This is a genomic window from Peptostreptococcus russellii (assembly GCF_003012055.1).
Lineage (GTDB): Bacteria > Bacillota > Clostridia > Peptostreptococcales > Peptostreptococcaceae > Peptostreptococcus > Peptostreptococcus russellii.
Genome location: NZ_JYGE01000007.1, coordinates 1 through 26,344, shown reverse-complemented (window position 1 = coordinate 26,344; position 26,344 = coordinate 1). Strand labels below are relative to the sequence as shown.

23 protein-coding genes, 2 rRNA genes and 1 other annotated feature are annotated in these 26,344 nt (G+C 30.2%); of the genes, 2 read left to right on the top strand and 23 right to left on the bottom strand.

What is annotated here, in order from left to right:
- The first annotated feature begins 12 nt into the window (after positions 1 to 12).
- Positions 13 to 315, top strand: coding sequence for a DUF6693 family protein (locus UF10_RS08015; protein ID WP_106777283.1), 303 nt, complete (start codon positions 13 to 15; stop codon positions 313 to 315).
- 203 nt (positions 316 to 518) lie between these two features.
- Here UF10_RS08015 and UF10_RS08010 read toward each other — a convergent pair whose 3' ends face one another.
- The 5 genes from UF10_RS08010 to UF10_RS07990 all read right to left on the bottom strand — a co-directional run bounded on the left by UF10_RS08010 (position 519) and on the right by UF10_RS07990 (position 5,403).
- Entirely contained in the window at positions 519 to 1,898 is a 1,380-nt protein-coding gene (locus UF10_RS08010; RefSeq protein WP_242969081.1) for an aminopeptidase, read from the bottom strand.
- A gap of 544 nt (positions 1,899 to 2,442) precedes the next feature.
- On the bottom strand, positions 2,443 to 3,294 hold the full coding sequence (locus tag UF10_RS08005; RefSeq protein ID WP_106777281.1) for a hypothetical protein: 852 nt from the start codon (positions 3,292 to 3,294) through the stop codon (positions 2,443 to 2,445).
- Positions 3,284 to 4,168 (bottom strand): 16S rRNA (adenine(1518)-N(6)/adenine(1519)-N(6))-dimethyltransferase RsmA, encoded by an 885-nt coding sequence (gene rsmA / locus UF10_RS08000; protein WP_106777280.1) that lies wholly within the window; start codon positions 4,166 to 4,168, stop codon positions 3,284 to 3,286. Before rsmA ends, UF10_RS08005 begins: the two co-directional genes overlap by 11 nt.
- Positions 4,169 to 4,186: 18 nt before the next feature.
- Complete coding sequence (gene rnmV / locus UF10_RS07995) at positions 4,187 to 4,723, bottom strand: ribonuclease M5 (protein WP_106777279.1); 537 nt, start codon at positions 4,721 to 4,723, stop codon at positions 4,187 to 4,189.
- Entirely contained in the window at positions 4,720 to 5,403 is a 684-nt protein-coding gene (locus UF10_RS07990; RefSeq protein ID WP_106777278.1) for a DUF1836 domain-containing protein, read from the bottom strand. The genes rnmV and UF10_RS07990 overlap by 4 nt, the downstream gene beginning before the upstream one ends.
- Before the next feature lie 330 nt (positions 5,404 to 5,733).
- Here UF10_RS07990 and trhA point away from each other — a divergent pair, with 330 nt between their 5' ends.
- On the top strand, positions 5,734 to 6,378 hold the full coding sequence (gene trhA / locus UF10_RS07985) for a PAQR family membrane homeostasis protein TrhA (RefSeq protein WP_106777277.1): 645 nt from the start codon (positions 5,734 to 5,736) through the stop codon (positions 6,376 to 6,378).
- A gap of 183 nt (positions 6,379 to 6,561) precedes the next feature.
- Here trhA and UF10_RS07980 read toward each other — a convergent pair whose 3' ends face one another.
- From UF10_RS07980 to UF10_RS07895, 18 genes are all read right to left on the bottom strand, one after another.
- Positions 6,562 to 8,553 (bottom strand): FtsX-like permease family protein, encoded by a 1,992-nt coding sequence (locus UF10_RS07980; RefSeq protein ID WP_106777276.1) that lies wholly within the window; start codon positions 8,551 to 8,553, stop codon positions 6,562 to 6,564.
- A 3-nt stretch (positions 8,554 to 8,556) separates the two neighbouring features.
- Positions 8,557 to 9,312, bottom strand: a complete 756-nt coding sequence (locus tag UF10_RS07975; RefSeq protein ID WP_106777275.1) for an ABC transporter ATP-binding protein — start codon at positions 9,310 to 9,312, stop codon at positions 8,557 to 8,559.
- 205 nt (positions 9,313 to 9,517) lie between these two features.
- Complete coding sequence (locus UF10_RS07970) at positions 9,518 to 10,420, bottom strand: sensor histidine kinase (RefSeq protein ID WP_106777470.1); 903 nt, start codon at positions 10,418 to 10,420, stop codon at positions 9,518 to 9,520.
- A 4-nt stretch (positions 10,421 to 10,424) separates the two neighbouring features.
- Positions 10,425 to 11,114 carry a response regulator transcription factor gene (locus tag UF10_RS07965; protein WP_106777274.1) on the bottom strand — a complete coding sequence of 230 codons (690 nt, stop codon included), beginning with the start codon at positions 11,112 to 11,114 and terminating at the stop codon, positions 10,425 to 10,427.
- Between the two features lie 11 nt (positions 11,115 to 11,125).
- Positions 11,126 to 11,935: a pyrroline-5-carboxylate reductase gene (gene proC, locus UF10_RS07960; RefSeq protein WP_106777273.1), complete on the bottom strand. Its 810-nt coding sequence runs from the start codon at positions 11,933 to 11,935 to the stop codon at positions 11,126 to 11,128.
- A 25-nt stretch (positions 11,936 to 11,960) separates the two neighbouring features.
- On the bottom strand, positions 11,961 to 12,626 hold the full coding sequence (locus UF10_RS07955; RefSeq protein ID WP_106777272.1) for an HAD family hydrolase: 666 nt from the start codon (positions 12,624 to 12,626) through the stop codon (positions 11,961 to 11,963).
- Between the two features lie 546 nt (positions 12,627 to 13,172).
- On the bottom strand, positions 13,173 to 13,943 hold the full coding sequence (locus UF10_RS07950) for a TatD family hydrolase (RefSeq protein WP_106777271.1): 771 nt from the start codon (positions 13,941 to 13,943) through the stop codon (positions 13,173 to 13,175).
- Positions 13,944 to 15,881 (bottom strand): methionine--tRNA ligase, encoded by a 1,938-nt coding sequence (gene metG, locus UF10_RS07945; protein WP_207654586.1) that lies wholly within the window; start codon positions 15,879 to 15,881, stop codon positions 13,944 to 13,946.
- A 61-nt stretch (positions 15,882 to 15,942) separates the two neighbouring features.
- Positions 15,943 to 16,162 (bottom strand) — a binding site (T-box leader).
- A gap of 174 nt (positions 16,163 to 16,336) precedes the next feature.
- Positions 16,337 to 16,765 (bottom strand): Lrp/AsnC family transcriptional regulator, encoded by a 429-nt coding sequence (locus UF10_RS07940; RefSeq protein WP_106777469.1) that lies wholly within the window; start codon positions 16,763 to 16,765, stop codon positions 16,337 to 16,339.
- A 56-nt stretch (positions 16,766 to 16,821) separates the two neighbouring features.
- On the bottom strand, positions 16,822 to 18,258 hold the full coding sequence (locus UF10_RS07935; RefSeq protein ID WP_106777269.1) for a nicotinate phosphoribosyltransferase: 1,437 nt from the start codon (positions 18,256 to 18,258) through the stop codon (positions 16,822 to 16,824).
- A 657-nt stretch (positions 18,259 to 18,915) separates the two neighbouring features.
- Positions 18,916 to 19,749 (bottom strand): 16S rRNA (cytidine(1402)-2'-O)-methyltransferase, encoded by an 834-nt coding sequence (gene rsmI / locus UF10_RS07930; protein ID WP_106777268.1) that lies wholly within the window; start codon positions 19,747 to 19,749, stop codon positions 18,916 to 18,918.
- The gene (locus UF10_RS07925; protein ID WP_106777267.1) at positions 19,749 to 20,501 is read right to left on the bottom strand and encodes a tRNA1(Val) (adenine(37)-N6)-methyltransferase; all 753 of its coding nucleotides are present in this window, start codon (positions 20,499 to 20,501) and stop codon (positions 19,749 to 19,751) included. The genes rsmI and UF10_RS07925 overlap by 1 nt, the downstream gene beginning before the upstream one ends.
- Positions 20,502 to 20,694: 193 nt before the next feature.
- Positions 20,695 to 21,603, bottom strand: coding sequence for a PSP1 domain-containing protein (locus UF10_RS07920; protein WP_106777266.1), 909 nt, complete (start codon positions 21,601 to 21,603; stop codon positions 20,695 to 20,697).
- Positions 21,604 to 22,542 (bottom strand): DNA polymerase III subunit, encoded by a 939-nt coding sequence (locus tag UF10_RS07915; protein WP_106777265.1) that lies wholly within the window; start codon positions 22,540 to 22,542, stop codon positions 21,604 to 21,606.
- Positions 22,543 to 23,028: 486 nt separating this feature from the next.
- Positions 23,029 to 23,739 carry a dTMP kinase gene (locus tag UF10_RS07910; RefSeq protein WP_106777264.1) on the bottom strand — a complete coding sequence of 237 codons (711 nt, stop codon included), beginning with the start codon at positions 23,737 to 23,739 and terminating at the stop codon, positions 23,029 to 23,031.
- A gap of 259 nt (positions 23,740 to 23,998) precedes the next feature.
- Positions 23,999 to 25,702: an aminotransferase class I/II-fold pyridoxal phosphate-dependent enzyme gene (locus UF10_RS07905; RefSeq protein WP_106777263.1), complete on the bottom strand. Its 1,704-nt coding sequence runs from the start codon at positions 25,700 to 25,702 to the stop codon at positions 23,999 to 24,001.
- 139 nt (positions 25,703 to 25,841) lie between these two features.
- Positions 25,842 to 25,958: ribosomal RNA gene (rrf, locus tag UF10_RS07900) — 5S ribosomal RNA — on the bottom strand.
- 67 nt (positions 25,959 to 26,025) lie between these two features.
- Positions 26,026 to 26,344: ribosomal RNA gene (locus UF10_RS07895) — 23S ribosomal RNA — on the bottom strand; the annotation flags it as partial.

Here is a 26,344-nt window from a genome sequence, read left to right as displayed (position 1 = left end):
CGGAGGTATAGTATGCAAGAATCATACTTTGATGGAGGCCTGTTGCAGTATATAGGCTGGAGTATTCTAGGCAGCTTAATTACAGTATTAACACTTGGCATTTGTTTTCCTTGGGCTTGTTGTATGATTTATCGTTGGGAAATAGAACACACTGTTGTCAACGGACAAAGACTCTATTTTGACGGAACTGCTAGCCAACTATTCGGAAATTGGGTTAAGTGGCTTTTACTTACAATAATAACTTTGGGAATTTATAGCTTTTGGCTATTTATAAAATTAAAACAATGGAAAGTTAAACATACTCACTTTAGATAAGAAAAGACGTTCAATTTATGAACGTCTTTTCTTATTTTTTTTATATTTTCTATAGCAAAGTATTTGAAATTTAAGTATTCTTAAACAAACTTTCGATATAATTTACCTACTATAAGTATTTGCTTTTAGATTCAAGTTAATTTATCTTCCTCCACTTTAAAGCATTATATTTTATTTATAAATATCTTTCTTATTTTCTATAATTATCTTAAAAATGCCTTATATGCCTTTTTTGTCATATAAGCATCTGCCTTTGACGCCAACTCAACTGGTGCGTGCATTGAAAGCATTGGTGTTCCCATATCTACTACTTCCATACCATACTCAGCTAGAATATATGCTATCGTTCCGCCACCACCTTGATCTACCTTTCCTAGCTCACCTGTCTGCCAGATTACATTATTTTCTCTGAATATATCTCTAATTTCAGCAAGAAATTCTGCATTTGCATCATTACAACCAGATTTGCCTCTTGCTCCAGTGTACTTTGACATTGTTATCCCATATCCTGATAAAGATGCATTCTTTTCATCCATTACACCCTTATGATTTGGATCAATAGATGCTGTTACATCAGCAGATAAAACTTTAGAATTTGCCATTGCTCTTCTTAGCTTAATATCGGAATAATTTTCTCTAGTTGCCAATACTTCAGCCACAAAGTTTTCAAAGTACTTTGCTGACATAGATGTATTTCCTACAGATCCTATCTCTTCTTTGTCTACAAATAGGCCAACTGCAGTAACTTTTGGATCTTCTACTTCCAAAATGGCCTCTAAATTTGCATATGAACAAATTCTATCATCGTGTCCATGTGCTGCTATCATAGACCTATCAAATCCCACATCTCTTGCCTTTACCGCTGGTACAGCTTCAATTTCTGCAACTGCAAAATCTTCCTCAATAATATTGTATTTTTCTTTTAATATTTCTAAAACCATTATTTTTATAGGATTTTTATCATCTTTTATCTTATAAGAAGAATGACCTACCACTATATTAAGACTCTCAGCATCGACTCCAGCACCTAGAGTCTTTTTGTTTTGATCAGAGCTTAAGTGTGGCAACAAATCATTGATAAAAAATACAGGATCATTTTCATCTTCACCTATATTTATATTTATTTTTTCCCCTTTTGAATTAATTACAAAACCATGTAGTGCTAACTGTATTGTAGGCCACTGATATTTTCTTATTCCTCCATAATAATGTGTCTTAAACATTGCAAGTTCGCAATCTTCATATAAAGGATTCGGCTTAAGATCTAACCTTGGGCAATCTATATGTGATCCTACTATATTCATTCCCTCTTCTAAGTCTTCACCTACAACCATCAAAACTGCTGACTTATTCTTATTATTTAGATAGATTTTAGCACCTTTTTTTATCTCTTTTTTAATAGCTTCTTCAAGTGATATAAATCCTTTATTTTTTGCCTTTTCTATTATAAAGTCTGTAGCTTCTCTTTCTGTCTTAGATTTATCTAGAAATTCTTTATACCTTTCTCCATACTCAAAAATTTCTTTATGTTCTTCTTTATCAATATTTTTCCAAATTGATTCTCTTTTTAATTCTAGTTTCAAAATAAGCACCAACCTTCCTTTTATTTTCCCAATAATTACAGTATATACCATTTATATGTACATTTTCATCATTATTTGAAATATTTTAATCCTTATTTATATATACCCTTTTATAATCTTAATTATATCATTTTTATATTTTTATAAGTAAGTCAAATATAAATTGAGCATTGCAAAATTTATGCTATACTTCCATATTTATATTCTTATTTATCTTTTACTACAATACTTAGTCATTTATTTCTAGCAACTTTAGCTTTATTAAATATTAACTTATCTATAAGTCCTATTTCTCTATAAATACTACTTTATATATAAACATCACTTTCTATATAAATATCGTTTTATATAGAAATGGTTCTTCATCTATAAATGCTGGCTCATACAGAAATACTAACTCCTCTACAAACTTTTACTTACATCTTTTCCCTTTAATAAACTCTAACTCTCTTCTTGATATAGGCACTTGAAACTATCTCTAAAATAAAATTCATCTATAAAAAGAGTGTGGTTTTATAAAATCTCCACACTCTTTTTCTTAGGATTATTTTTTAAATACATCTTTACTTAAATAATCATATAAATCAGTATAAACCTCATAATAGGCTATATTATCTCCACAATGAACCTTTATAAAATCTTTTCCCATAGTCTGTATAGACAACTCTACACCTGACTTTTTTATCTTTATTGTATAGTTTTGTTTTGATTTGCTAAATTCTTTTTCTGGTTGAATTTTACCTACTTCTCTTTTATATAGAATCTTATGTATAAGCTCTTTCTTTTTCCAAGGCCATACCTTTTTTTCTTCATTTTTATGATACAATTTCATCTCTCCTATTTTATCACCATTGGTAATAAAATCTACAGATGTGTATATCATTCTTCTATACATATTTCTAAAATCTTCTTTATCTGATACAGGTATTTTATAATATTCCTTCTTATTTCCTGCAGTTACCTGAAAATAGTTGAAATCAGTCTCAAATCTAACATTATTATTTGTTTTTCCTTTATTATCTGGGTGGAACTCTTCACCCACACTTCTTACCACTACAAAGTTGCTCATTGATCTTTTAAATGATTCTAATGTTTCACCTTCCACTTTTATATTCTTTACCTCTTCATCAGAGATATACATTTTTTTGCTTTCCTTGAATCTTTCAAGAGCCCCTTTTTTATTTTCTTGAGTTTTTTTCATTTCTATTTCTTTTTGAACTTCAGTTTTTTCACCATCATTTTCTACATTCATTACATTAGTAGTATCATTGCTACCATGCTTAACTAGATATCCTCTAGCCAACTTAAAAGAAAGAAAATATAGAAGAAAGAATACTATTATCGCAATTATAATTATTGCAGATTTATTTAGTTTCTTTTTTCCATTATTGCTCATGACTCATCCCTTCTATCTTTTTATTTATGCAATCTGACAGTCTTGCAAACTCATAAAGACTTAGAGTTTCACCCCTTCTTTTTTCATCAATTTCAGCCTCTCTCAAAGCCTCTCCTACTAAAGGCTTTTCAAGTATACCCATACTTGTAAGAGAATTTAATAGTGTTTTTCTTCTTTGACCAAAAGCTGCCTTAACTGTTTTAAAAAATATTTCTTCATTATCTACTTTATACTTTTTTTCTGGTCTAACTCTCAATCCAATTACGATTGAGTCCACATTTGGCTTTGGAACAAATAGATGTCTTGGTACCTTTGCTATTATTTCTGTATCACAGTAATACTGAACGGCTACCGATAAAGCACCAAAGGCCTTACAACCAGGATCAGCATTCATCCTTTCAGCTACCTCTTTTTGTACCATTATAACTATATCTGTTACATTAATATCTTCTTCCAAAAATTTCATGATAATAGGGGTAGTGATATAATAAGGAAGGTTTGCCACAAGTTTTACAGGACCACCGTCTAAGTGCTCATCTATCAAAGCTTTCACATCTGCCTTCATAATATCCTCATTTACTACTGACACATTTTCATAATCCTTTAAGGTATCTTTTAATATCGGTATTAAGTTTCTATCAATTTCCACTGCCATCAGCTTATCAACTTTACTTGCCAACTCTCTAGTCAAGGTACCAATACCTGGTCCAACCTCTATTATTTTGTCACCTTCTCCTGCCTTTGCTCCCTCAACAATATCATCTATAATATCATCATCTATTAAAAAGTTCTGTCCTAATGATTTTGTAAATTTAAATTTATGTTTTTTAACTATATCCATAGTCGCTATATGCGACGAAAGTCTTTTATCCATTCAATTACCTTCCTAATTCTATACTAATATTTTATCTACTGCAGACTCAAACTCTTCTCTAGTCACACCGTAGTGATTTAATCTATTTAAAAATTGCTTAGAATTTCCATAACCTATTCCTAATTGTCTACCTACTAAATCTCTTTTTTCTGAAGAATTTTCTCCACCTAATAATCCATACTTTACAAGATCTCTTTGTGAGAATTCATTTCTTTCATCCTTAGTCTCAGTTCTTACCATTTCTAAAGCTGCTAAAATGCTCTCTGGACTGGCATTTTCTATACCTATATCTTCATCTTTTATAGCTTCTTCTCTAGGTAAAAATGCGTGCTTGCACTCAGGTATCTGTGCTGAGATAGTCTTTCTTATCTTTTCGCCAGCAAAATCAGGATCTGTAAATATTATTACTCCCTTTTTTTTCTGTGCAGTCTTTATTCTTTCCATTACGCCCTTAGGAAATCCAAATCCACCAGTAGCAATCAACTCACAATCAAGTGCTCTTTTTACTGCTGTTATATCGTCTCTTCCCTCTACTACTATTACTTCTTTTATCATTCGTCTTCCCCTCTTATAATTGCTCTTGCTGTCTCACTTAATATATTAGAACAATAGCAAAGCATCAAAACATCCAAAAGTTTATTTTCACTATTTATTATATCATCCCTTTGCAATGAGGCAATCATATCATCTAGATGTTCATTAACTATTTCTTCTATAATATTTTTTTTGGATATAAACTTTTCATATATTTCTTCTATATCTAATTTTTCTTTATTTTCTCCTGTAGTTTTACTTATATACTCATCTTCTATATCTTTTTCAGAATCTAAAGAGCTATCTTTTTCATTTATTATATTCTTTTTATCCACAGCCTTGTCTGCTTTTTTAGATGGCTTTTTCAATTTTTCATTTGAGTTATCCACCTTGTCTACAGACTCATCAACAAGTTTTTTGATTTCTGATAGACTTAAATTTCTCTTAAGCATACATGTAACTAAAATCATCAGCACATGTTCTTTGTTGTACTTTTTCTTTACTGCAGCTTGTATAATTCCACCCTTAGAATAATTATTAATCATTGTTTTTGTCAATTTTTGTTCATTTTCATTATACGGAAACTTTTCATCAAATAAACTTAAAACCTGATCCATATAAAGATATATGTTTGGTATATCTTCTATTTTAATCTCTTCTTTTTCGAGTAAACTGTAGATTATTTCCTTTATATCATACATTTTGTCATCTCCAAGTCATATTTCCTCTTAATCTTTTTAGAATTTTTATAGGCAAGTTTCACACTTTCAGATTTTGCCTGTACTTTTATATTATACCATCTATTCTTTATATATTTTCATACAATTTGTTAACAAACACTTATTATACCACGTATTTAAGATTTTCGTTATATTGTATTGAATATTTCCCCTATGTTTTTTTGACGCAATAATCTAATAATTTTTCACTTTTTGAAATAATTACTTGAATTTTTCTCCAAAAAGATATATACTTATTTCATAAGTAGTTTACGAAACTACATACTGTATTTGTTAAAACGAGGTGGGAAAATGAATGTACTAAGAGATCCAATCAGTTCTATAACGCATTTGCTTGCAGGTGGGCTGTCTATTATTGCTTTAATATTATTAATTAGCAAACAACTTTTAATCGGAAATATAAACACAATGTTGTTTGTATCAAGTATTATTTTCGGAGTTTCAATGATACTTCTATATTTTACTAGCGGTATTTATCATGCAATTAGTTCTACTAAAGAAAAAGCTATTGCAGTTATGAAAAAGGTTGACCATTCAATGATATATATATTGATAGCTGGTTCTTATTCTCCATTTTGTCTTTATGTATTACCTAAAAAAGTAGGTATCCCTGTATTTATTATACTTTGGATAATTGCTATTTCAGGAATTACTTTAAAGGTATTTTGGATTAATATGCCTAGAGTTCTATCAACTGTTCTTTATATAGGTATGGGTTGGGTTGCTTTATTTGTAATCAAAGATTTATATTTAAACTTAGTTACACCAGCCTTTTTATTACTCGTACTTGGTGGTGTTTTTTATACTATAGGCGGAGTAATATACGCAATAAAGAAGCCAAATTTTAAAAATTGGAATTTTCATGACATATTTCATATTTTTACTATGCTTGGTTCTTTAGCGCATTTCTTACTAGTATTTTTATATCTTATATAAATACTTTTAACTATGCCAAACAATTTAAAATAACATATATCTCATAATTTGAGACAAAAAAAGGAATTCCAGCCCCACGCTTTTGGAATTCCTTTTTTGTCGTAAATTTTAAATTAATTTTATAAAAAGTGCAATTTACACTTTATATACTTTTTATATCTTTAACCCTTTTCATTTTCTTAACTACTTTACTATTTTATAGTATATATTTGACGTTACCTTAAATATTACTAGATATACTACTGCAAATAATCCAATTACCATAGCAATATTTATTCCGTATTTATAGTATCCATATACACCGAATAATCCTAATAGCTGATAAACTATTTTTGATGCTACTAATGAGTTTATTAATGCTACAATTAATGGTATAAAAAACATCCATACAATTTGAGTTTCTGCTGTTTTTTTAATTAATTCATCTGGCAAACCGACCTTTTTCATTATCTGATATTGTTTTCTATCCTCATATCCTTCAGATACCTGCTTGTAATAGGTAATCAGTATTGTTCCTATTAAGAATATCAAGCCTATCATTATTCCTAAGAATAAGAAGCCTCCATTTAACTGATATATAAATTCTGAAAGATCTGACTTGGACTTTACAAAAAATTCTTTCTTAGGTACGCTTTCTTCAAGATTTTTAAAATAATCTTTTGAAGAATTTTCTACATTCCAAGCTGTATAAAGATTTATCTGAGATGGATTCCATTTGCCCGTATCAATATTTTTCACTTTATAAAAGTTTGCTGCTTCAAGTAATTGCTTGTATGAAGGAACTATTATTCTATATGATTCTACTGCTATATTTCCTGGAATATCTATATTTTGAACTTCCATATCATAAGCTTTATTCATCAAGTTTATCCTTGCCATTCCCTTAATCAAGTTTTTATTATTAGCTGATATCAATACTTGATCATCTCTTAACTTAATATTTTGACCTGTCTCCTGATTATAGGAATCTATAGTAGACACTATTATATAGCAAGGGAGTTTTCCCTGTGAACTAGTAGAATCTGTAGATAGTATACTATCTCCGTCCTTATATACAAATGTCATCATCTCTTCTTTTGAATAAATTTTGCTTATTTTTTCATTTTTTACTACATTTTTCCTTACAATAGATTCCGCCTTAGCTTGTCTAGCTTCTATATCTTCTTGACTCTCATACACTGTAGCACTTTTATATGGCTCCATTGTATAATCTCTATTCATAGTAGTATTTATTATATTATCCATATTTTTATAGATTGTAAGAGTAGCCGAAAGAGTAATTATTACACCTGTACAAAGAACTGCTATACTAGCCAGTCCTAGTGCGTTTCCTTTCATTCTATACATCATACCAGATATAGATATAAAATTTTTGTCCTTATAATACTTTTTCTTATCTTTTTTCATAAGCTTTAAAACTATAATACTAAATGATATAAATAAGAAATAAGTAGCAAATATTACTAAAAGAGATGCTAAAAAGAATATTCCTAAACTCTTTAGAGTACCTTCTGTATGAAGTGCTAGGAAATATCCTCCAGCTAATAAGGCTAAACCTATAATAGTCAAAAGTAACTTCGATTTTGGTTCAGATTCACCCTTATACTGTTTTGAAAGTAATTCCATTGGAGATGACTTACTTATATCTTTTATATTCAATAAATATATCACTATAAATATCACTAAAATATAAGCCAAAGTAATAACCGCACCGTATGTAGAAAATGGATAATTTGAAAGTTTAGGTGTCCCACTTTCTATCAACTTATTTACCATAAGAAACATTAATTTACCTAGAATAAAACCTCCAATTATACTTATTAGAGTTGTTATTGCAAAAATTATTGTCTGTTCTATAAATATTATTTTTCTTATATGCTTTTTTTCTAATCCTAAAATTGCATACAAGGCAAATTCCTTATTTCTTCTCTTTACCAAAAACCTATTTGCATATATTATAAATATAAAAGAAAATATTCCTATTATCACTACTCCAAAATTAATAAGTATTGGCAATGATACATGTCTTGTTCTTACATATTCATTTTGGGAAATACATATCATAATATTGAAAAGTGCTATCATAATACTGCTTGAAAGTATAAATGGTATAACAAATATTTTATTCGCCTTCATATTTTTCAATGCAAATTTGTTAGCTAACTTAGTACCCATCTATTACACATCCCTTCTATTTAGTACGGATTGTGCTTGTGATATTTTTTCCATAAAGTTATTTACACTTTCATCTTTTGCTCTATATATTTCATGAAAAACTATACCATCCTTTATAAACATTACTCTCTTAGCATATGCTGCACTTCTAAGTGAATGTGTAACCATAAGTACAGTCTGCCCATTTTTATTTATTGACTCAAATAACTCCATAATATTTTGTGAAGATGAAGAGTCTAAGGCTCCTGTTGGCTCATCAGCCAAAAGTATACTAGGCTTTGTAATTATAGCTCTTGCTATTGCAACTCTTTGTTTTTGTCCACCTGACACTTCATACGGATATTTTTCTAATATTGCTTCTATACCTAAAATTCCCTTTATCTCATCTATTCTCTTATCCATCTCCTTGTAGTTTACATCTGAAAGGACAAGAGGCAGATATATATTATCTCTGTTAGAAAAACTATCTAATAGATTAAAATCCTGAAAAACAAAACCTAATTCATTTCTTCTAAATCTTGCTATCTGACTTTCCTTGAGAGTTGTTATGTCCTTGCCATTAATTATTACATTTCCTTCTGTAGGCTTATCTAGAGTAGAGACCATATTCAAAAGAGTAGTCTTACCACTACCAGACTCACCCATTATTGCTATAAACTCCCCCTTTTCTACACTAAAATTAATATTTGATAGTGCCTCTGTCATTGCACCGTCTTTTCCATATATTTTCTTTAAATTTTTAACTTCTAATATATTCATTTTTACCTCCATATTCTCTTCTTTCTTTTATCTTAATTATATTCTATCAATAATTTAAAAGCTCTGCATTTATTTTATATTACAAAGTAAGGGCTAATCTTACAAAACTGAAAGATTAGCCCTATAATTTATTATGTTGGCAATTTTTACTAATAACTTAAAATAAGAATAAATATATCGCTTAAAAGTAAAAATGAAATATATTTTATAGTTTTATATTTATATCTTTTCTTCCAAAATTTATAAAAAAGGAACTCCCTTCACCTAGCTGTGACTCAAGCTCAATCTTAATCGAAAGTTTAGATGCAATCTCTTTTGCAAGAAATAAGCCTATTCCACTAGATTTTTGATTCAACCTTCCATTAAATCCAGAATATCCCCTATCAAATATCTTCGGTATATCTTCTGATCTGATACCTATTCCCGTATCTTTTATTTCTAGGGAATTTCTTTCTTTATGATATATTATAGATACCTTTCCACCCACAGAATATTTAATCGCATTTGATATAATCTGCTCTATCAATATACTCAGCCATTTCGCATCTGTAAGAACTTCATCTTCTATACCTTCATATTCAAGTGTTATTCTATTTGATATAAATATTATAGAAAACTTCTTAAGAATAGGTCTTATAACCTTGTCTAATTCAACACTTGTAATGTCCATGTCTGCTTCTGGATCAGATATTTTAAGAAAAGTTAAGGCCATATTAGTATAGTCTTCTATATAGAAGAGTTGCTTTTTAATCGCTGCTTCATCTATTTCATCCATATCTATCAATAAATTAGCAGCTGTTATTGGAGTTTTTATTTGATGTATCCACATTAAAAAGTATTCCTGAGTATATTTTTTATTTTCTATAACTTTATTTTTAAGTGCTATATTTTCTAATTGAAGCTCTTCTAATTTTTCTTTTGAGCTCAATTCTTTTTTATATAAAAAATAAGAAATTATAATATATATAACTAATATTAGTAGTATTATTTGAAAAGCTAAATAAAGATAACTTTTATCCAAATTTGCCATAATAAATACAAGCCAAAATACTATCATTGAAAATATTGTCGCAGCTATATATTTTCCTTCTTTTTTTAATACTTCCATAAGCCTATTCAAACCAAGCACCTTCCTTGTTCAAATAATATCCCAATCCCTTTTTAGTCTGGATAAAGCCATCTAAATCTATAGAGGATAATTTTTTTCTAAATCTTGCTATATTGACAGCAAGAGTATTGTCATCTATAAAATTATCACTCTGCCAACACTTGTCCATTATTTTTTCTCTAGATGCCACAGACCCCTGCTCCCTAAAAAGAACTTCTGCTATTAAGGTTTCTGTTCTAGTTAGAATAATTTCTTCATCCTCATACTTTATCTTGGCCTCTGCCAAAAATAATTGAACTTTTCCAAAGGCAATAAAGTTTATTTCATTTGTGAAATTGTAGCTTCTCCTAAGAAGAGCCTGTATCTTTGCTATTGTAACGTCCATATTGATAGGTTTTGTAATATAGTCATCTCCACCAAACTGCATAGCCATTACAATATCCATATTTTCACTCTTAGATGATATAAATATTATAGGCACATTTGATAGCTTTCTTATTTCCTGACACCAATAATATCCATTAAAGTAGGGTAACATTATATCTAAAAGTACTAGTTGTGGGTTAAATTTTTTAAACTCAGACACTACATCACTTAAATCTTTAGCACAGTAAACCTCATATCCCCAATGCTTTAATTCACTTTCCATAGCCTTTGCTATTATCTCATCATCTTCCACAATCATTATTTTCATAGTTATATCACCTATTTCTTCTTTGTCATCTCTTTTGATTTTTCAACACAAGCTAACTGCCCCTTTATAATAGTTCCTCTTAGACCATTTTCTTCAAGTACATCTACAGCTTTAATTGTTGTTCCAGCTGGAGAGCATACCATATCCTTTAGCTCTCCTGGATGCATCTTTGTTTCCAAAACCATTTTAGCTGCCCCATATACAGACTGAGCTGCAAATTCATATGCTTGTGCTCTTGGCATACCACTAAGAACCGCCGCGTCTGCCATAGCTTCTATAACCATAAATATATAGGCTGGTGAAGATCCACTAACACCAATAACCGCATCTATCAATGACTCTTCTACTACTTGAGTTTTGCCAAATGAATTGAAAATTTTCTTAGCCAACTCTATGTCTTCATCATTAACCTTTGAATTTGGAGACAGTGATGACATTGCTTCTCCTACAAGGGCAGGCGTATTGGGCATTGCTCTTATGATTTTTTTATCATCACCTATTCTATCTTCTATTTCGTCAATTGTTACACCTGCTGCTACAGATATCACTAGTTTTTTACTGTCCAATGTTTCTGTTAGATCATCCAAAACTTTCCCTATAATATTTGGTTTTAACGCCAGTATTATTATATCTGAAAATCTACTCAGTTCTTTTGAGTCCAAAGTTGTCTTAATTCCATATTCAGAAGAAACTTGATCTATTGTTGATTGACTTCTTGCGGAAGCCATTATATTTTCAGCTGCCATAGTTTCTGAAGAAATTAATCCACCCAACATTGCAGCTCCCATATTACCCACACCTATAAATCCTAATTTTTTCATATATTCCTCCTATTAATTTTATTATCTATTTATTATTTTCTTCCAACCAATCTATTACCCCAAAAAGATCGTCATATATTGCTACTGTATCTCTTTTCATCTCTTCAGTTGGCTGCTTCATATCAACTACATTAATGCACACAAAACCACCTCTACTAGCTGCTTCTACCCCTGCAGGAGAATCCTCTATAACCAAGCACTCCTCAGGCTTTAAATTTATTTTTTCCGCTGCCCTCAAAAATATCTCTGGATTTGGCTTAGAGTGAGTCACTTCATCACCATACATAAAAGCATGCATATGCTTGTATATTCCCTCTTTTTCCAACCTTTTCTTAGCTCTTTCCTTCCTAGTAGAAGTTGCTACTGCCCTTTTATAATCATTTTTTTCTAGATAATCTATTATTTCAAAAACGCCTGTCTTGACTGGTATATCTCCAGTATCTAGATATTCTACCATATCTGCTACTTTTTCTTTGGATATCGCTCTAAAATCTATATTAGGATCCTTATAAATTTCTTCTAGACCACTTATTACTCCCTCTGCATTTCTACCCATAACCTGTGAATATATTTCATTATCCATATGATATCCATGTTTTTTCATAGTCTTTGTCCAAAACTCCGATGATATTCTTTCTGTATCAAATATTACTCCGTCAACGTCAAATATTACTCCCTTTATCTTCTTCATCTCTTCCCTTTCAAAATATAAAATCATATATCTACATTAATTATATAATTATCAATTATATAATTTTTCAATTAATTTAACTTCATATCTAAGAATAGCATTTAAATTATTTTTTTTCAATCTTACTGATAAAAGCTCTATATATTTTCTATTATAAAAATCTCTTTTTTAAAATCATATAGTTATTTATATCTTTTGAATTTTTAGACTTTCCAATTTATATATTATAATTCTATATTTTTGTATTCCTTCAAATCTACTTTTTATAATATATACTTCTATCTTTAATTATTTACATTTTTGCACCTATATTCTTGAAACCCCATAAATTCTCACTTATATTTTACTTTAAAGGCTATATAAATCCAAGAAAGAAGAAATAATATATAAAAAAGGGTAGCGTACAATTCTATACGATACCCTTTCACTTTCTTGAATACTAACTATATTTCTTTCACTTATATCTAAATTTTATAAAACTTGGAGTATATGAAAGTCACTTCTATTTAAATAAAATACATTTTTAAATATTTCATAGATAATAATCTACTTTATATTAAAGAACTTCTTTGCATTTTCCTTTGTTATTTCACATACTTCTTCATATGAAATCCCTCTAAGTTCTGCAACTTTTTCAGCTACATACCTTACCTTTGAAGGATCATTTCTCTTTCCTCTATATGGAACTGGAGTCAGATATGGTGAATCTGTTTCTATAAACATCCACTCAATTGGAATATTTTCTGCTACCTCAACAGTTTTTCTGTTGTTCTTAAATGTTACTGTTCCAGGTATAGAAATATAGCATCCCATCTTTATATACTCTAGTGCTAATTCTAAAGATCCGCTATAACAATGAAGTACACAGCCTGTCTCTGGAGCCTTGTACTTTTTGATTATATCAAAAGTATCTCCATGAGCATCTCTATCGTGAACTATAAAGGGAAGTCCTAATTCATTGGCAAGTTCTATCTGCTTTATAAACCATTCCTTCTGCAATTCTCTCGGTGATAGATCATAATAATAATCTAGGCCTATCTCACCTATTGCTACTACTTTTTCATTTTCCTTAGCTAGATTTTTTAATTCTTCCAAATCTTTATCAGTCATAGTCTCTACATCATGAGGATGTACTCCTACCGCTGAATATATAAAATCCACCTTATTTGCTAGTTCTACTGCTGATCTAGATGAAGGCATATCTGCACCTGGATTGACTACTAAATCAATTGAATTTTCTCTTAGATGCTCAATTACTTCATCTCTATCCTCATCGAACCTTTCATCATTGATATGTGCATGAGAATCAAACAACATCTATCTCACCTCAGCTCCATCCTTTGCAGCTATTGCTTCTGGAATTACTAGATCATCTCCATCATCCCCTGCTGCAAGTACCATACCTTGAGATAATACACCTCTTAGTTTTACCGGCTTTAAGTTGCATACTACTATTACATTTTTGCCAACCATTTCTTCCGGCTTATAATACTGTGCTATCCCTGATACTATCTGTCTAGTTTCTGAGCCTAGCTTTATCTGAGATACTAACAATCTATCAGCCTTAGGATGCTTTTCACACTTGATTACTTTTCCAACTCTCATTTCTACCTTATCAAAGTCATCTATAGTTATTTCTTCCTTGTGCTCTAAAGCTTTTTCTTCTAGATCTATTTTTTCTTCAAACATTTCTTCCAAAGTCTTTATTTCCTCTTCTACATCTAGTCTTGGGAAGAGTGATTGTCCCTTGTGAGCCTTAGTTCCTTCAGGAAGTAGTCCAAAAGTATCTGTGCTTTCCCAGTTGTATAGTTCTTCTTTTCCTTCTATTCCTAATTGATCAAATGTTTTTCTTGCAGTATCAGGTAAAAGAGAACTAAACATTGCTGCACTTAGTCTTATTGATTCACAAAGATTGTATAATACATGATTTAAAGTGTCCTTATTCGCTTCATCTTTTGCAAGAGCCCAAGGCATTGTTTCATCTATGTATTTATTTGTTCTTCTAACTAATTTCCATACACTTTCAAGTGCTTCGTGGAACATCAAATCATTCATATGTTTTTCAAAGTCCACTCTAGTTTGTCTATATGTTTCTATTAGGCTCTCATCAAATTCAGTTCCTGCATCGTTTTTTACAAGTATTCCATCATTGTATTTTTCTACCATAGAAACAGTTCTAGATACTAGATTACCTAGGTCATTTGCAAGGTCAGAGTTTATTCTGTTTACAAAGTTTCTATGAGTATAGCTACCATCTTGTCCAAATGAGAATTCTCTAAGTAAGAAATACTTAAGTGCATCTACTCCATATCTATCTATCATTGGACCTGGATATACTATATTTCCCTTAGATTTACTCATCTTATCATCAGCAAATAGTATCCAACCATGACCAAATACCTTCTTTGGAAGAGGTAGGTCTAGTGCCATTAATATAGCTGGCCATATAATTGTATGGAATCTTACAATTTCCTTGGCTACTAGATGAACATCTGCTGGCCAATACTTTTTGTATTCTGAATCGTCATCACTTGCGTATCCCATCGATGTAATATAGTTGCAAAGAGCATCTATCCATACATATATTACATGCTTTTCATCAAAAGGTACCTTTACTCCCCAGTCAAATGAGGTTCTAGTAACTGATAAATCTTCTAGTCCTGGATCAAGGAAATTCTTGATCATTTCATTTTTTCTACTTTCAGGGAATATAAATGTTCCACTTTCAAATAAATCTCTTATTCTGTCTTCATACTTAGATAGCTTGAAGAAGTATGATTCTTCCTTTACAAGTTCTGTTTCTCTTCCACAATCAGGGCAGTTATGACCCTCTAGTAATTGAGATTCCGTCCAGAAACTTTCGCAAGGAACGCAATAGTGACCTTCATACTCACCCTTGTATATATCTCCCTGTTCATACAGCTTAGTAAATATCTTTTGAATTGCTTTTTCGTGTCTCTCTTCTGTTGTTCTAATAAAGTCATCATTTGTTATTTCTAACTTTTTCCATAACTTTTTAATATCTGCAATCTGAGCATCTAGAAATTCTATTTCACTCATATTAGCTTCTTGTGCCTTTTTCTGTATTTTTTCTCCATGTTCATCTGTTCCTGTCAAAAATCTTACATCATAACCACAGAATCTTTTAAATCTTGCTATTGCATCGGCTGCAATAGTAGTATAAGCGTGACCTATATGCAATTTACCACTTGGATAATATATAGGTGTTGTAACATAAAATGTTGGCTTTGTCATAATTTCCTCCTGATTTTATATTTAATAAATTTAATAACAAAAAACTCGCTCCCTATGAAAACATAGGGGCGAGTATTAATTCACGGTACCACCCTAATTATTGAAATCAGTGTAAATACTAACTCAATATCTCTTTGACTTAACGCGTCATACGCACATCCTAACCTTAGCTCAGACATGTGGCTCAGAGTCCATCTTCAATATCTTTACAGTATCGGTTCTCAGCTAATCCGACTCTCTGTGACCTTATTACATATATCTATTCTCTTCATCGCCTTATTATAAAACTTTAAAAATAACTATATTACCTCGCATTTTAGGCTAGATTTCTCACTTAAAAGAAATGCTATATTTCCTTCTCAGTAAAAATAGAAAATCATTTTAAATAACCCAATATAACTAGCTTAAACTCTGCTAAAGACAAGTTTATAATAAATCACGTCAAAAGTCAATTATTAAAGTATTGATTTTGCCTGAATTGGAGTAGAAAGTATTACAGAAGTCTTAGTTCTACCATAGTCCTTAAGACCATCTATCACATTTTCTAGTTCATCCATATTTTCCACTATTACCTTAATTAAAGAGCTATCGTCTCCTGTTATATGGTGACACTCTACTATTCTTGGATCATTTCTTACTGTGTCTATAAATGCTTCATAAGCTGTTCCTGGTAGAGATACATTTATAAATGCCTTAATTACTCTTCCCATTGAATCTGGATTTATTATAGCCTTATAACCAGATATTATTCCAGCCTCCTCTAGTCTCTTTACTCTTTCTGATACTGCTGGAGAAGTAAGTCCTACAGCTATACCTAAATCCTTCATAGAAATTCTACCGTTTTCCTGTAAAATTTCAATAATCTTTGCATCTGTTGAATCCATTCTTTCTTCATAAGATTTTTTTGTCATTTTATCCACCTACTTTACATAAAATATATTTAAACATTCCTTCTAGAGGCAACCATATCATTCTTGAGATCCCATAATTCTTGAGATAAATCCACTTTATAAATATGAGGATTTTTTATTCTCTTATATTGATCCCATATGCTATTTAATTCTGCCTTAGTATACTTTTTAACTTCCTCAACACTCTTTTCTTCTCTTACACATTTACCATCTAAAAACAATGGTGATAACATTTCTCTTATTACATAGTGTTCAATCTTCTTTCTCTTCCAAGTATATACTGGATCGAAAATCTCAATAGGAGCCGTTGTATCTATCTCTTCATGATTAAGCATTATCAAATCTGCTGCTGCTCTACCACAAGGATTATAGATTCTTACTACCTTTTTAAATCCTGGATTATTAATTTTTTCAGGATTTTCAGATATTTTTATTTTTGGAACCAGCTCACCCTTTGAGTTTGAAGTAGCAGCCATCTTATACACTCCTCCTAAAGAAGGATAATCATAAGACGTAATAAGCTTTGTACCTACACCCCAGGAATCGATTTCAGCACCCTCCTGCTTAAGAGATGTGATTGTATATTCATCTAAATCATTTGAAGCAGTAATCTTTGCATCTGGATAGCCTGCTTCATCTAATATTTTTCTTACTTCCTTAGAAATATATGCTAAGTCTCCTGAATCAAGTCTTACACCTACTGGTTCATGACCTTTTGCTCTAAGTTCATCAAATACAATTAGTGCGTTTTTAATACCACTTTCCAAAACATTATAAGTATCTATTAATAATAAACACTCATCTGGATAAACCTCTGCATAAGCTCTAAAAGCATCCAATTCTGTATCAAACTTTTGTACCCAGCTATGTGCGTGAGTTCCAGATATTGGAACATCAAACATTTTCCCTGCTAGTACATTTGATGTACCTAAGCATCCTCCTATAACAGCTGCCTTAGCTCCATAAAGTCCAGCCTGTGGACCTTGAGCCCTTCTAAGACCAAATTCCAATACAGGATCTCCCTTTGCTGCATTGCATACTCTAGATGCTTTCGTTGCTATCAAAGACATAAAATTAACTATTGATAACATCGCAGTTTCTATCAATTGTGCTTGATATAGAGGTGCTTTGACCACTATCACAGGTTCTCCAGGAAACATCACTGTTCCATCTTCTACCGCATAAATATCTCCAGTAAACTTGAAATCCTTTAGAAACTGTATGAAATCTTCTTCAAAAAGATTCAGACTTCTTAGATATTCAAGATCAGAGTCTTCAAACTTAAGACTCTTTATATATTCCACTACTTCTGTTACGCCACAAATAATAGTATATCCACCCTCACTACCATTTTTTCTAAAAAAAACATCGAAAACAGCAGTGTCTTCATGAGTACCTTTTTTATAATACCCATTTATCATTGTCAACTGATATAAGTCAGTTAACATTGTCAAGTTAGGTTCCATTTAAAAACTCCTTATATGAACATATTATAATACTTAATATTATAAAGTACTAGTATATACTTCTATTTTATCATAAATACATCTAAAATACTATTTTTATTATAATTATTTGTCGTTTTTTTATAATATCTTTATATTTAATAAAAGTACTAGCTATATAAAGACCTTTATCAACTGTCTTTTAGTTTTTATTTTAACGGCATTTTTTTTTAGTACACATACATAATTCCTTTATATTGTTATGTAGATTGCTCATTGTATACAATTGTCTATATTTGTTTTAAAAGGATTTTTTTTTATTTTATTATATAATTCTAGTATTTAAGAGTATCCCAAATACAAATATATACGATAATAAATATTTAATCAAGATTATTTTCAAAATTTTTAATAAAATCAGATAAAAAGAGACTTATTTATTTTATAAATATTTTTATTTATTATTTTTATATATCTATTTTAAAATAATACATCCTTTATCTTATTTTATCTTATAATTTTAAATCGATACCTAAGCATATTAAATCTCAATAGTCTTATCATAAAAAATGAATTTTATGTATCAATCTAAAAAATATATAAATAAAAAAGTCCATAAAAACTATATGGACTCTTAAAACATATTTTTATATTCAAATCTATATTAAGCTCTAGATTCTATAAATCTAAAACTTGCTGGTATACTACATCTCTTTTTAAAGCACGTTTTTTTGCGACACTTTTAATAGCATCTTTTTTGCTCATACCACTATCTATAAGATATTTTACATATTCTCTATCATCTAATTTATCAGTTTCATCCAAGATTTCTTCTACATTTTTATTGCCTTCTATAACTAAAATATACTCTCCTCTTGGATCATTTTCCTCATAGTATTTTATTGCACCTTCTATATCCATTCTAATATATTCCTCATGTTTCTTTGTTAGTTCTCTACATAGACTTATCTTTCTATTGCCAAAACCCTCTCTAAGAAGCTTTAAAGTCTCTTTCAATCTATGTGGTGATTCGTATATTATAAGGGTATTTTTTTCATTTTTAATCTCTTCTATTCTCTTTTTCTTTTTCTTTTTTTCTCTATCTAAAAATCCTTCAAAAGTAAATCTTCTTGTATCTATACCAGATCCTACAAGTGCTATTACAAATGCTGAAGCCCCTGGAAGTATCTCTACATCTATAGAATTTTCTATACACTCTCTTACAATATCTTCTCCAGGATCTGATATACCTGGCATACCTGCATCGCTTACAAGAGCTATATTTTTACCTTCTTTTAAAGCTTCTATTAATACATATCCCTTTGAATTTTTATTGTGTTCATGATAGCTAGTCAAGGGCTTGCTAATCTCAAAATGATTTAATAGTTTTACAGTGTGCCTAGTATCTTCTGCAGCTATTAAGTCAACTTCTTTAAGAGTTCTAAGTGTCCTGTATGTAATGTCCTCAAGATTGCCTATTGGAGTAGGACATACGTATAATTTTCCTGACATTATTTTACCTCCACACTCTTCTTTTCATATATTTCCATTATATCTTTTGTATATTTATTTTCATCGTCATATATATACAAAGGATCCATTATTTTCGCCTCTGCCTTTGCATATTTAGCATATTCTACTAAAATTAGCTTTGGTGCTTTTGTTTCTCTTGAGTGCACAAACCTTACAAATTTAGCCTCTAGATTGTGCTTTCTTCCAAAATACATCATATCTACCAGTCTATTTGGTCTATTTACCATAAAAAACCTTCCATTTGGCTTTAATAGGTCAGAAGCTGCCTTGATTACATCTTCCACATCGCATTTTATACTATGTCTAGAAATAGCCTTTTTGTCATTTTCATTTATTAAACCTTTGGAGTGCATATATGGCGGATTTGATGTTACCACGTCAAAAGTATACTTTTCAAATATATCAGTTACATCTTTCAAATCTGCATTTATAACTTTAACTCTGTCTTCTAAATCATTTAATTTTACTGATCTTTTTGCCATATCTGCTACTTCATCTTGTATTTCTATAGCATAAATTTCTTTTGCATTACTTTTACCAGCCAATAATATAGGTATAATTCCTGTACCTGTTCCCAAATCTATTAGCTTGGAATTTTTCTTTACTTTACAAAAATTTGATAAGAGTACCGCATCTATTCCAAAGCAAAAACCATCTGTACTTTGAATTATCTTTAGCCCTTCAAATTGTAAATCGTCAATTCTCTCATTTTCTAATAATTTTACTTCCATTTTACCTTCCATCTAATCTATTAAATATATTTTAAATTCTATCTTGCTTAAAATTTTTTTTAACTTAAAGTCATACTTTTTATTAAACATATTGTTTATTTTTACAATTTTCTCAAAATATTTAAACAGTTCGCTGAAGCAAACTGTTTAAATGTTTTTTATTTATTGTTATTTTAATATCTATTTCTAGAAATTATTTTTCTTTTTCCAATTTCTTTAATTCTTTAAGATCTGCTGCATCTAACTTTTCATCTACTGCTGCGTGATGTCTATGATCTGAGTTATCCTTTTTAAAAGATTTAATTACTGTATAGTCTCCCTCAGATAGAACTGCTACCGTTTTATCTTCGTATTCCACCTTTATTGATTCCAATAAGTGATTTACTTCTAGTATTTTTGCCTTTCTATCATCGAAATTATCCTTTACTATCCAACCTGATGCTGGCATTTTCTTTATAGCATCTGAATATCCTTTAGCCTCATATTTTAAGCAACAGAATAATCTTCCGCAGACACCTGATATCTTGGCTGGATTAAGTGATAATCCCTGCTCTTTAGCCATCTTAATAGATACAGGCATAAACTCTCCTATCCAAGTTGAACAACAAAGTGCTCTTCCACAAGGTCCTATTGAGTTTAGGATTTTAGCTTCATCCCTTACACCTATCTGTCTTAGCTCTATTCTTGTCTTAAAAATTGCCGCAAGATCTTTAACCAAGTCTCTAAAGTCTATTCTTCCATCTGCTGTAAAGTAAAATATCAACTTATTTCTATCAAAAGTATATTCACAGTCTATAAGAAACATTTCAAGTTCATGCTCTTTTATTTTTGATTCGCAAATATCAAAAGCTATTTTAGTCTTATCTTTATTTTCAGCATATGTCATTTTATCATCATCATTTGCTATTCTAATGATTTCTTTTAAAGGACTTACTAGGTCTTCTTCCTCTACTTCTTTCGGGGCAACTACTATCATTCCGTATTCAAGCCCTCTTGATGTTTCTACAATTACATCTTCTCCAAGCTCTAATTCTATCTCTACAGGGTCAAAGTAATATATCTTCCCTGCTGCTTTAAATCTTACACCTACTATCTTTACCATTTATTTAACCACCTCATAAATATTTAATGCCATGGTCTGTATAGTTGTATTAAAGTTACAGTTGGCAGCAAGTTTTTTGTCTGTTTCTTCTAAAATAGACATTATCTTACCCAACTGGGCTACACTTACAGACAAGGCTAGCTTCCTAATTATTTTTATTCTATCTATATTGATCAATAACTCACTAGCAACGCCTTCTCTATATAAAATAGCATCTCTAATGTATATTTTTAAGAGTTCTGTAACTCTTTGAACATCATTACTATACTCTTTCATATATTCAGATATTCTCGTAATCTCAAATTTATTTTTTTCTATTATCATATATTCTATGAAAGACTCAACTTTCTTTCTTAAGTCACTTAAATTTTGATTAGCACTTATATCTAAGGCTATTGCAGCACTACCTCTAGAGAAAATAGACGAAATGCTAGCTGTATCTTCATCTACCCCCTCATTGATTAGAATTTTTTTAATATCATTTCTATTCAAAGGAGAGAATTTCACTTCTGTACACCTTGATCTAATAGTCTGTAATAAGCTTTCTTCATTTTTGCTTATTAGTATTATTATACCATAACTAGAAGGTTCTTCTAAAGTTTTTAATAGTGCATTTTGAGCCTGTGTTGTCATTTTTTCTGCGTTGTTAATTATATATATTTTATAATCACTGTACGGCTTTAGGCTCATACTTGTATTTAGTTTTCTTATCTGATCTATTTTAATAGAGTTTTCACCCTTCTTTGCATCAATTAATATATAGTCTGGACTGTTATTAGCATCAATTCCTATTAAATTACTTGCAAAATCTTCTGCCATCATTTTTTTACCAACGCCCTCTGGCCCACTAAATATATATGCATTTGTTATTTTTTTCGATTCAATTGCTCTATTTAATTTTTTTTTGACGCTGTCTTGCCCTAGAATATCTTCAAACATTTTTTCTCTCTTTCTAATTTTAATAAAACCCAATTTTTTAATTATCTTTATAATTACTTTTTAGTACTTCTAATACTTTTCCTACTTCTTAAGTATTATAGCTTTTTTGTTTCTGGTATTTATCAGTTACTCTAAACTATTATGCTTATTTTTCAGTACTTTTTATATTTATAATACTTTTCCTACTTCTTAAGTATTATAGCTTTTTGTTTCTAGTATTTATGTTATTTTAAGCCTTTATGCTTATTTTTAGTATTTTTTTCTTTCTAATACTCTCTCTATTCCTTTTTATGCTATAACTTTTTTTATAGCATTTTAAGTACTTCTAACTATTTTCATTTATGGCACTTATTAGTGATTTATCGTTCTTTTATTTATGATTCTTTAATTTTATTAGTACTTTACATTTTTGCTCAGCAGTATTTTTTAAAGTTTATACTTCTTATTTAATACCTCTTTAGATCATTTTTCAATAAACTATTTTAATTATTTATTTTTAATTGCATTTAATACTTTCTTATAAATTTCTTCATGTATCACTTCTACTGACTTCATTTCTTTTTCTTTACTATCAATACACTCTATTATATTCCAATTATACTTATCTGCTACATATTTTGAATTTTCATATGTCTTTACTAAATATCCATGATCGCTTTCATGTATATCTTTCTTATCTTCATTCGTAATCTTATTTTTTCTATCCTTCATCAGTTCTTCACTAAATTTTACTGGTACATCTAGGAAGAATACTTCACTAGGTCTAGGTATTTTATATAGGTCATATTCATATTCATCTAGCCAGTCAAGAAACTTTTCTCTTTCTATTGAATCATTCATTTTAGATGCTTGATGAACCATATTAGATGTTGTATACCTATCTGCTATTATAATCCCACCATCAAGATAAAAATTTTCCCATTCTGTCTTATATGAGGCATATCTATCAGCAGCATAAAAAGTTGATGCTATATATGCATCTACATCATCTGCTTTTTCTCCAAAATCTCCTCGTAAATACATCTTTACTAAGGCAGATGAATCTGAATCATAGTTCGGATAACTTACCTTCATCACCTTATAGCCATCTTTTATTAATCTATCATACAGCAGTTTACTTTGGGTTGCCTTGCCTGAACCGTCCGTTCCACTCTCTATTACAAAAATTTCCCCTTTATTTTTTAGCGATTTTATCATTTATTCAACTTCCTTTATTTTATTTGAACTTAATTATATTTTGGTAACTAAATTTTCTATATTTAGCATACCATTTTTATATATTGTATATTTTTATTTTCCCTCTTATACATTATCATATATTGATATGATTAGTAAATATTTAAAAATTATACAACAATTCAATACAATAAATAGAGGAGCATAAACTTTGAACCCCTCTATTTTTTAAAATTTTTTCCTTTAAATTTATTTAATCATATTTGCAAAGTTTTACAGTCTACTTATTTTTAACTACTTTTATATAATTAAATTCAGCGCTTTCCATTCCATTTATATCTACATCCATTTTATTTGCAGATTTTATAAACTCAATTACTTCTTTTTCAATGACTTCCCCAGGTGCTACTAGACATACTCCAGGTGGATATGGAATTACAAACTCCCCACATATTCGCCCTAAAGATTCATCAACAACTATATCCTCTGTCTCCATGTTAAAGGCTTCCTTAGGTGCTATCTCGGCCTTAGGAATAGATGTTGGAAGATCTACTTTGACCTGTTTGCTAGTTGTCATTCTTTTTATATCGTCATTTTTATTTTTAATAGTCGCATCATCCATATCATCAAAGAAATCTAAATTTAAACCAAAAAGTTTCTTTTTACGTATTTCTTCTAATGCTAATATCATTTTATCAAAATCACTTTTATCATTTGATAGGCTTGAAAGCATCAGTATTCCACTATAATTTGCTAATTCAACTTGTATATTGTATCTATACCTTAAAACTTTAGCAAAGTCATATCCATTTATTCCCTTATTTATAGTATTTATAAATATTTTTGTTGGGTCTGATGTTTCAAAAATATCATATGACTTCATTTCTTTTTTGAACTCATTTATATTGTTTAAAAGTTCCTTCATCAAGCTTTTGCCATGAACTTTATAAATATCAAATGCAATTTCTATACTCATCATCATCACATATGAAGGACTAGAACTTTCCATCATTGCTAACACTCTATTTAGCCTATTTTTATCTATCAAATTTCTATGTAGTGATTTTCTATGCTCTTCTATATCTTCCACAATATCTATTTCTTCTAAATATTCTTTATTTTTAGAGCCCAATTCTGGACTACTACCCCTATAATATAATTCTTTTTTATTATATTTTTCAATATGTTTTTTAAAACTTTCAGATGAGTAATTTATTGTTTTCTCAGATTCACTTATATATGCTTTATCTATTATATTATCATTTAATATTAACATTGAGCATTGAGTTATTGCTGGCAAACTCTTATGTATACTCTGTACCACCATATCTGCACCGTACTCTATAGCAGATTTAGGGAATTTTGGATTAAGACCAAAATGTGCTCCATGCGCTTCATCAATTATTACAAGCATATTATACTCATGTGCCTTTTTTATTATATCCAATATTTCAAAGCTCATACCGTGATAAGTTGGTCTCGTAATTAATACTGCCTTTGCATCCTTATTTTTTTCAATCTGATCAATATAATCGCTTGTATCCGCCCCTAAAAATATATTGTTTTCTTTATTTACTCTTTCATTTACAAATATAGGTCTCGCATCTGCTAGTATACATCCATTATATGCAGATTGATGACAGGCTCTGTTGATAATAATTTTATCCTTTGGTCTACAGGCAGTCATTATAGCAGCTTGTAGACCACATGTACTTCCATTAACTAAATATCTTATCTCAATATCATCATAATTAGGAAATAATATTTTTCTAACATTTTCTTGAGATTGTAATATAACCCCCTTTGGATTATGAAGATTGTCGGTACCTATTATCTCTGTAGTATCTAATGTGTACAAAGACTTCATTATATCCCCATATCCTAATTTTTCAAATATAGTACCATATTTATGACCTGGCATATGAAATGAAACTATTTCCGATTCTTTTATTTCCCTTAATCTATTATAAATTGAAGTTTCCATATATAAACTTGGCTTAGTAATTAAGCCCCTCCTCCCCCTAGCTTTCCTATACTAAATAATATCATATATCCAATATTTTTTCGATATCAGAAGAGTATCAGAAATAAAAAAAGCTCTAGCATAAATGCTAGAGCTTATTACGTGGCTACTTCCTACTCTCCCAGGCAGTTTCCCACCAAGTACCTTTGGCGCTGGAGAGCTTAACTTCTGTGTTCGGTATGGGAACAGGTGTATCCTCTCTGCTATAATAACCACATATTTAATTGAAGTTTATACCTTCAAAACTGAGTATATTTAGTGAACTTTGACGTCCATCGTATTTATTGGTCAAGTCCTCGATCTATTAGTATCAATAAGCTACATACATTACTGCACTTACACCTTTGACCTATCAACCAGGTAGTCTTCCTGGGATCTTAACCTTACGGTGGGAAATCTTATCTTGAAGTGGACTTCGCGCTTAGATGCTTTCAGCGCTTATTCTTTCCATACATAGCTACCCAGCTATGCCCTTGGCAGGACAACTGGTACACCAGAGGTATGTCCACCCCGGTCCTCTCGTACTAGGGGCAGATCTCCGCAAATTTCCTACGCCTGCGACGGATAGGGACCGAACTGTCTCACGACGTTCTGAACCCAGCT

Coding starts and splice junctions, on each gene's coding strand:
- rnmV (WP_106777279.1), bottom strand. CDS start 4,723: ATGATAAAAGAAGTAATAGTAGTAGAGGGAAGAGACGATATAACAGCA.
- trhA (WP_106777277.1), top strand. CDS start 5,734: ATGAATGTACTAAGAGATCCAATCAGTTCTATAACGCATTTGCTTGCA.
- UF10_RS07950 (WP_106777271.1), bottom strand. CDS start 13,943: ATGTTGTTTGATTCTCATGCACATATCAATGATGAAAGGTTCGATGAG.
- UF10_RS07920 (WP_106777266.1), bottom strand. CDS start 21,603: ATGGTAAAGATAGTAGGTGTAAGATTTAAAGCAGCAGGGAAGATATAT.
- metG (WP_207654586.1), bottom strand. CDS start 15,881: ATGACAAAGCCAACATTTTATGTTACAACACCTATATATTATCCAAGT.
- UF10_RS08015 (WP_106777283.1), top strand. CDS start 13: ATGCAAGAATCATACTTTGATGGAGGCCTGTTGCAGTATATAGGCTGG.
- UF10_RS07990 (WP_106777278.1), bottom strand. CDS start 5,403: ATGTATGATATAAAGGAAATAATCTACAGTTTACTCGAAAAAGAAGAG.
- UF10_RS07970 (WP_106777470.1), bottom strand. CDS start 10,420: ATGGAAGTATTAAAAAAAGAAGGAAAATATATAGCTGCGACAATATTT.
- UF10_RS07980 (WP_106777276.1), bottom strand. CDS start 8,553: ATGGGTACTAAGTTAGCTAACAAATTTGCATTGAAAAATATGAAGGCG.
- UF10_RS07955 (WP_106777272.1), bottom strand. CDS start 12,626: ATGAAGAAGATAAAGGGAGTAATATTTGACGTTGACGGAGTAATATTT.
- UF10_RS07935 (WP_106777269.1), bottom strand. CDS start 18,258: ATGGAACCTAACTTGACAATGTTAACTGACTTATATCAGTTGACAATG.
- rsmI (WP_106777268.1), bottom strand. CDS start 19,749: ATGTCAGGAAAATTATACGTATGTCCTACTCCAATAGGCAATCTTGAG.
- UF10_RS07915 (WP_106777265.1), bottom strand. CDS start 22,542: ATGTTTGAAGATATTCTAGGGCAAGACAGCGTCAAAAAAAAATTAAAT.
- UF10_RS07910 (WP_106777264.1), bottom strand. CDS start 23,739: ATGATAAAATCGCTAAAAAATAAAGGGGAAATTTTTGTAATAGAGAGT.
- UF10_RS07905 (WP_106777263.1), bottom strand. CDS start 25,702: ATGGAAACTTCAATTTATAATAGATTAAGGGAAATAAAAGAATCGGAA.
- rsmA (WP_106777280.1), bottom strand. CDS start 4,168: ATGGATAAAAGACTTTCGTCGCATATAGCGACTATGGATATAGTTAAA.
- proC (WP_106777273.1), bottom strand. CDS start 11,935: ATGAAAAAATTAGGATTTATAGGTGTGGGTAATATGGGAGCTGCAATG.
- UF10_RS07925 (WP_106777267.1), bottom strand. CDS start 20,501: ATGGAAGTAAAATTATTAGAAAATGAGAGAATTGACGATTTACAATTT.
- UF10_RS07940 (WP_106777469.1), bottom strand. CDS start 16,765: ATGGATTCAACAGATGCAAAGATTATTGAAATTTTACAGGAAAACGGT.
- UF10_RS07965 (WP_106777274.1), bottom strand. CDS start 11,114: ATGAAAATAATGATTGTGGAAGATGATGAGATAATAGCAAAGGCTATG.
- UF10_RS08005 (WP_106777281.1), bottom strand. CDS start 3,294: ATGAGCAATAATGGAAAAAAGAAACTAAATAAATCTGCAATAATTATA.
- UF10_RS07975 (WP_106777275.1), bottom strand. CDS start 9,312: ATGAATATATTAGAAGTTAAAAATTTAAAGAAAATATATGGAAAAGAC.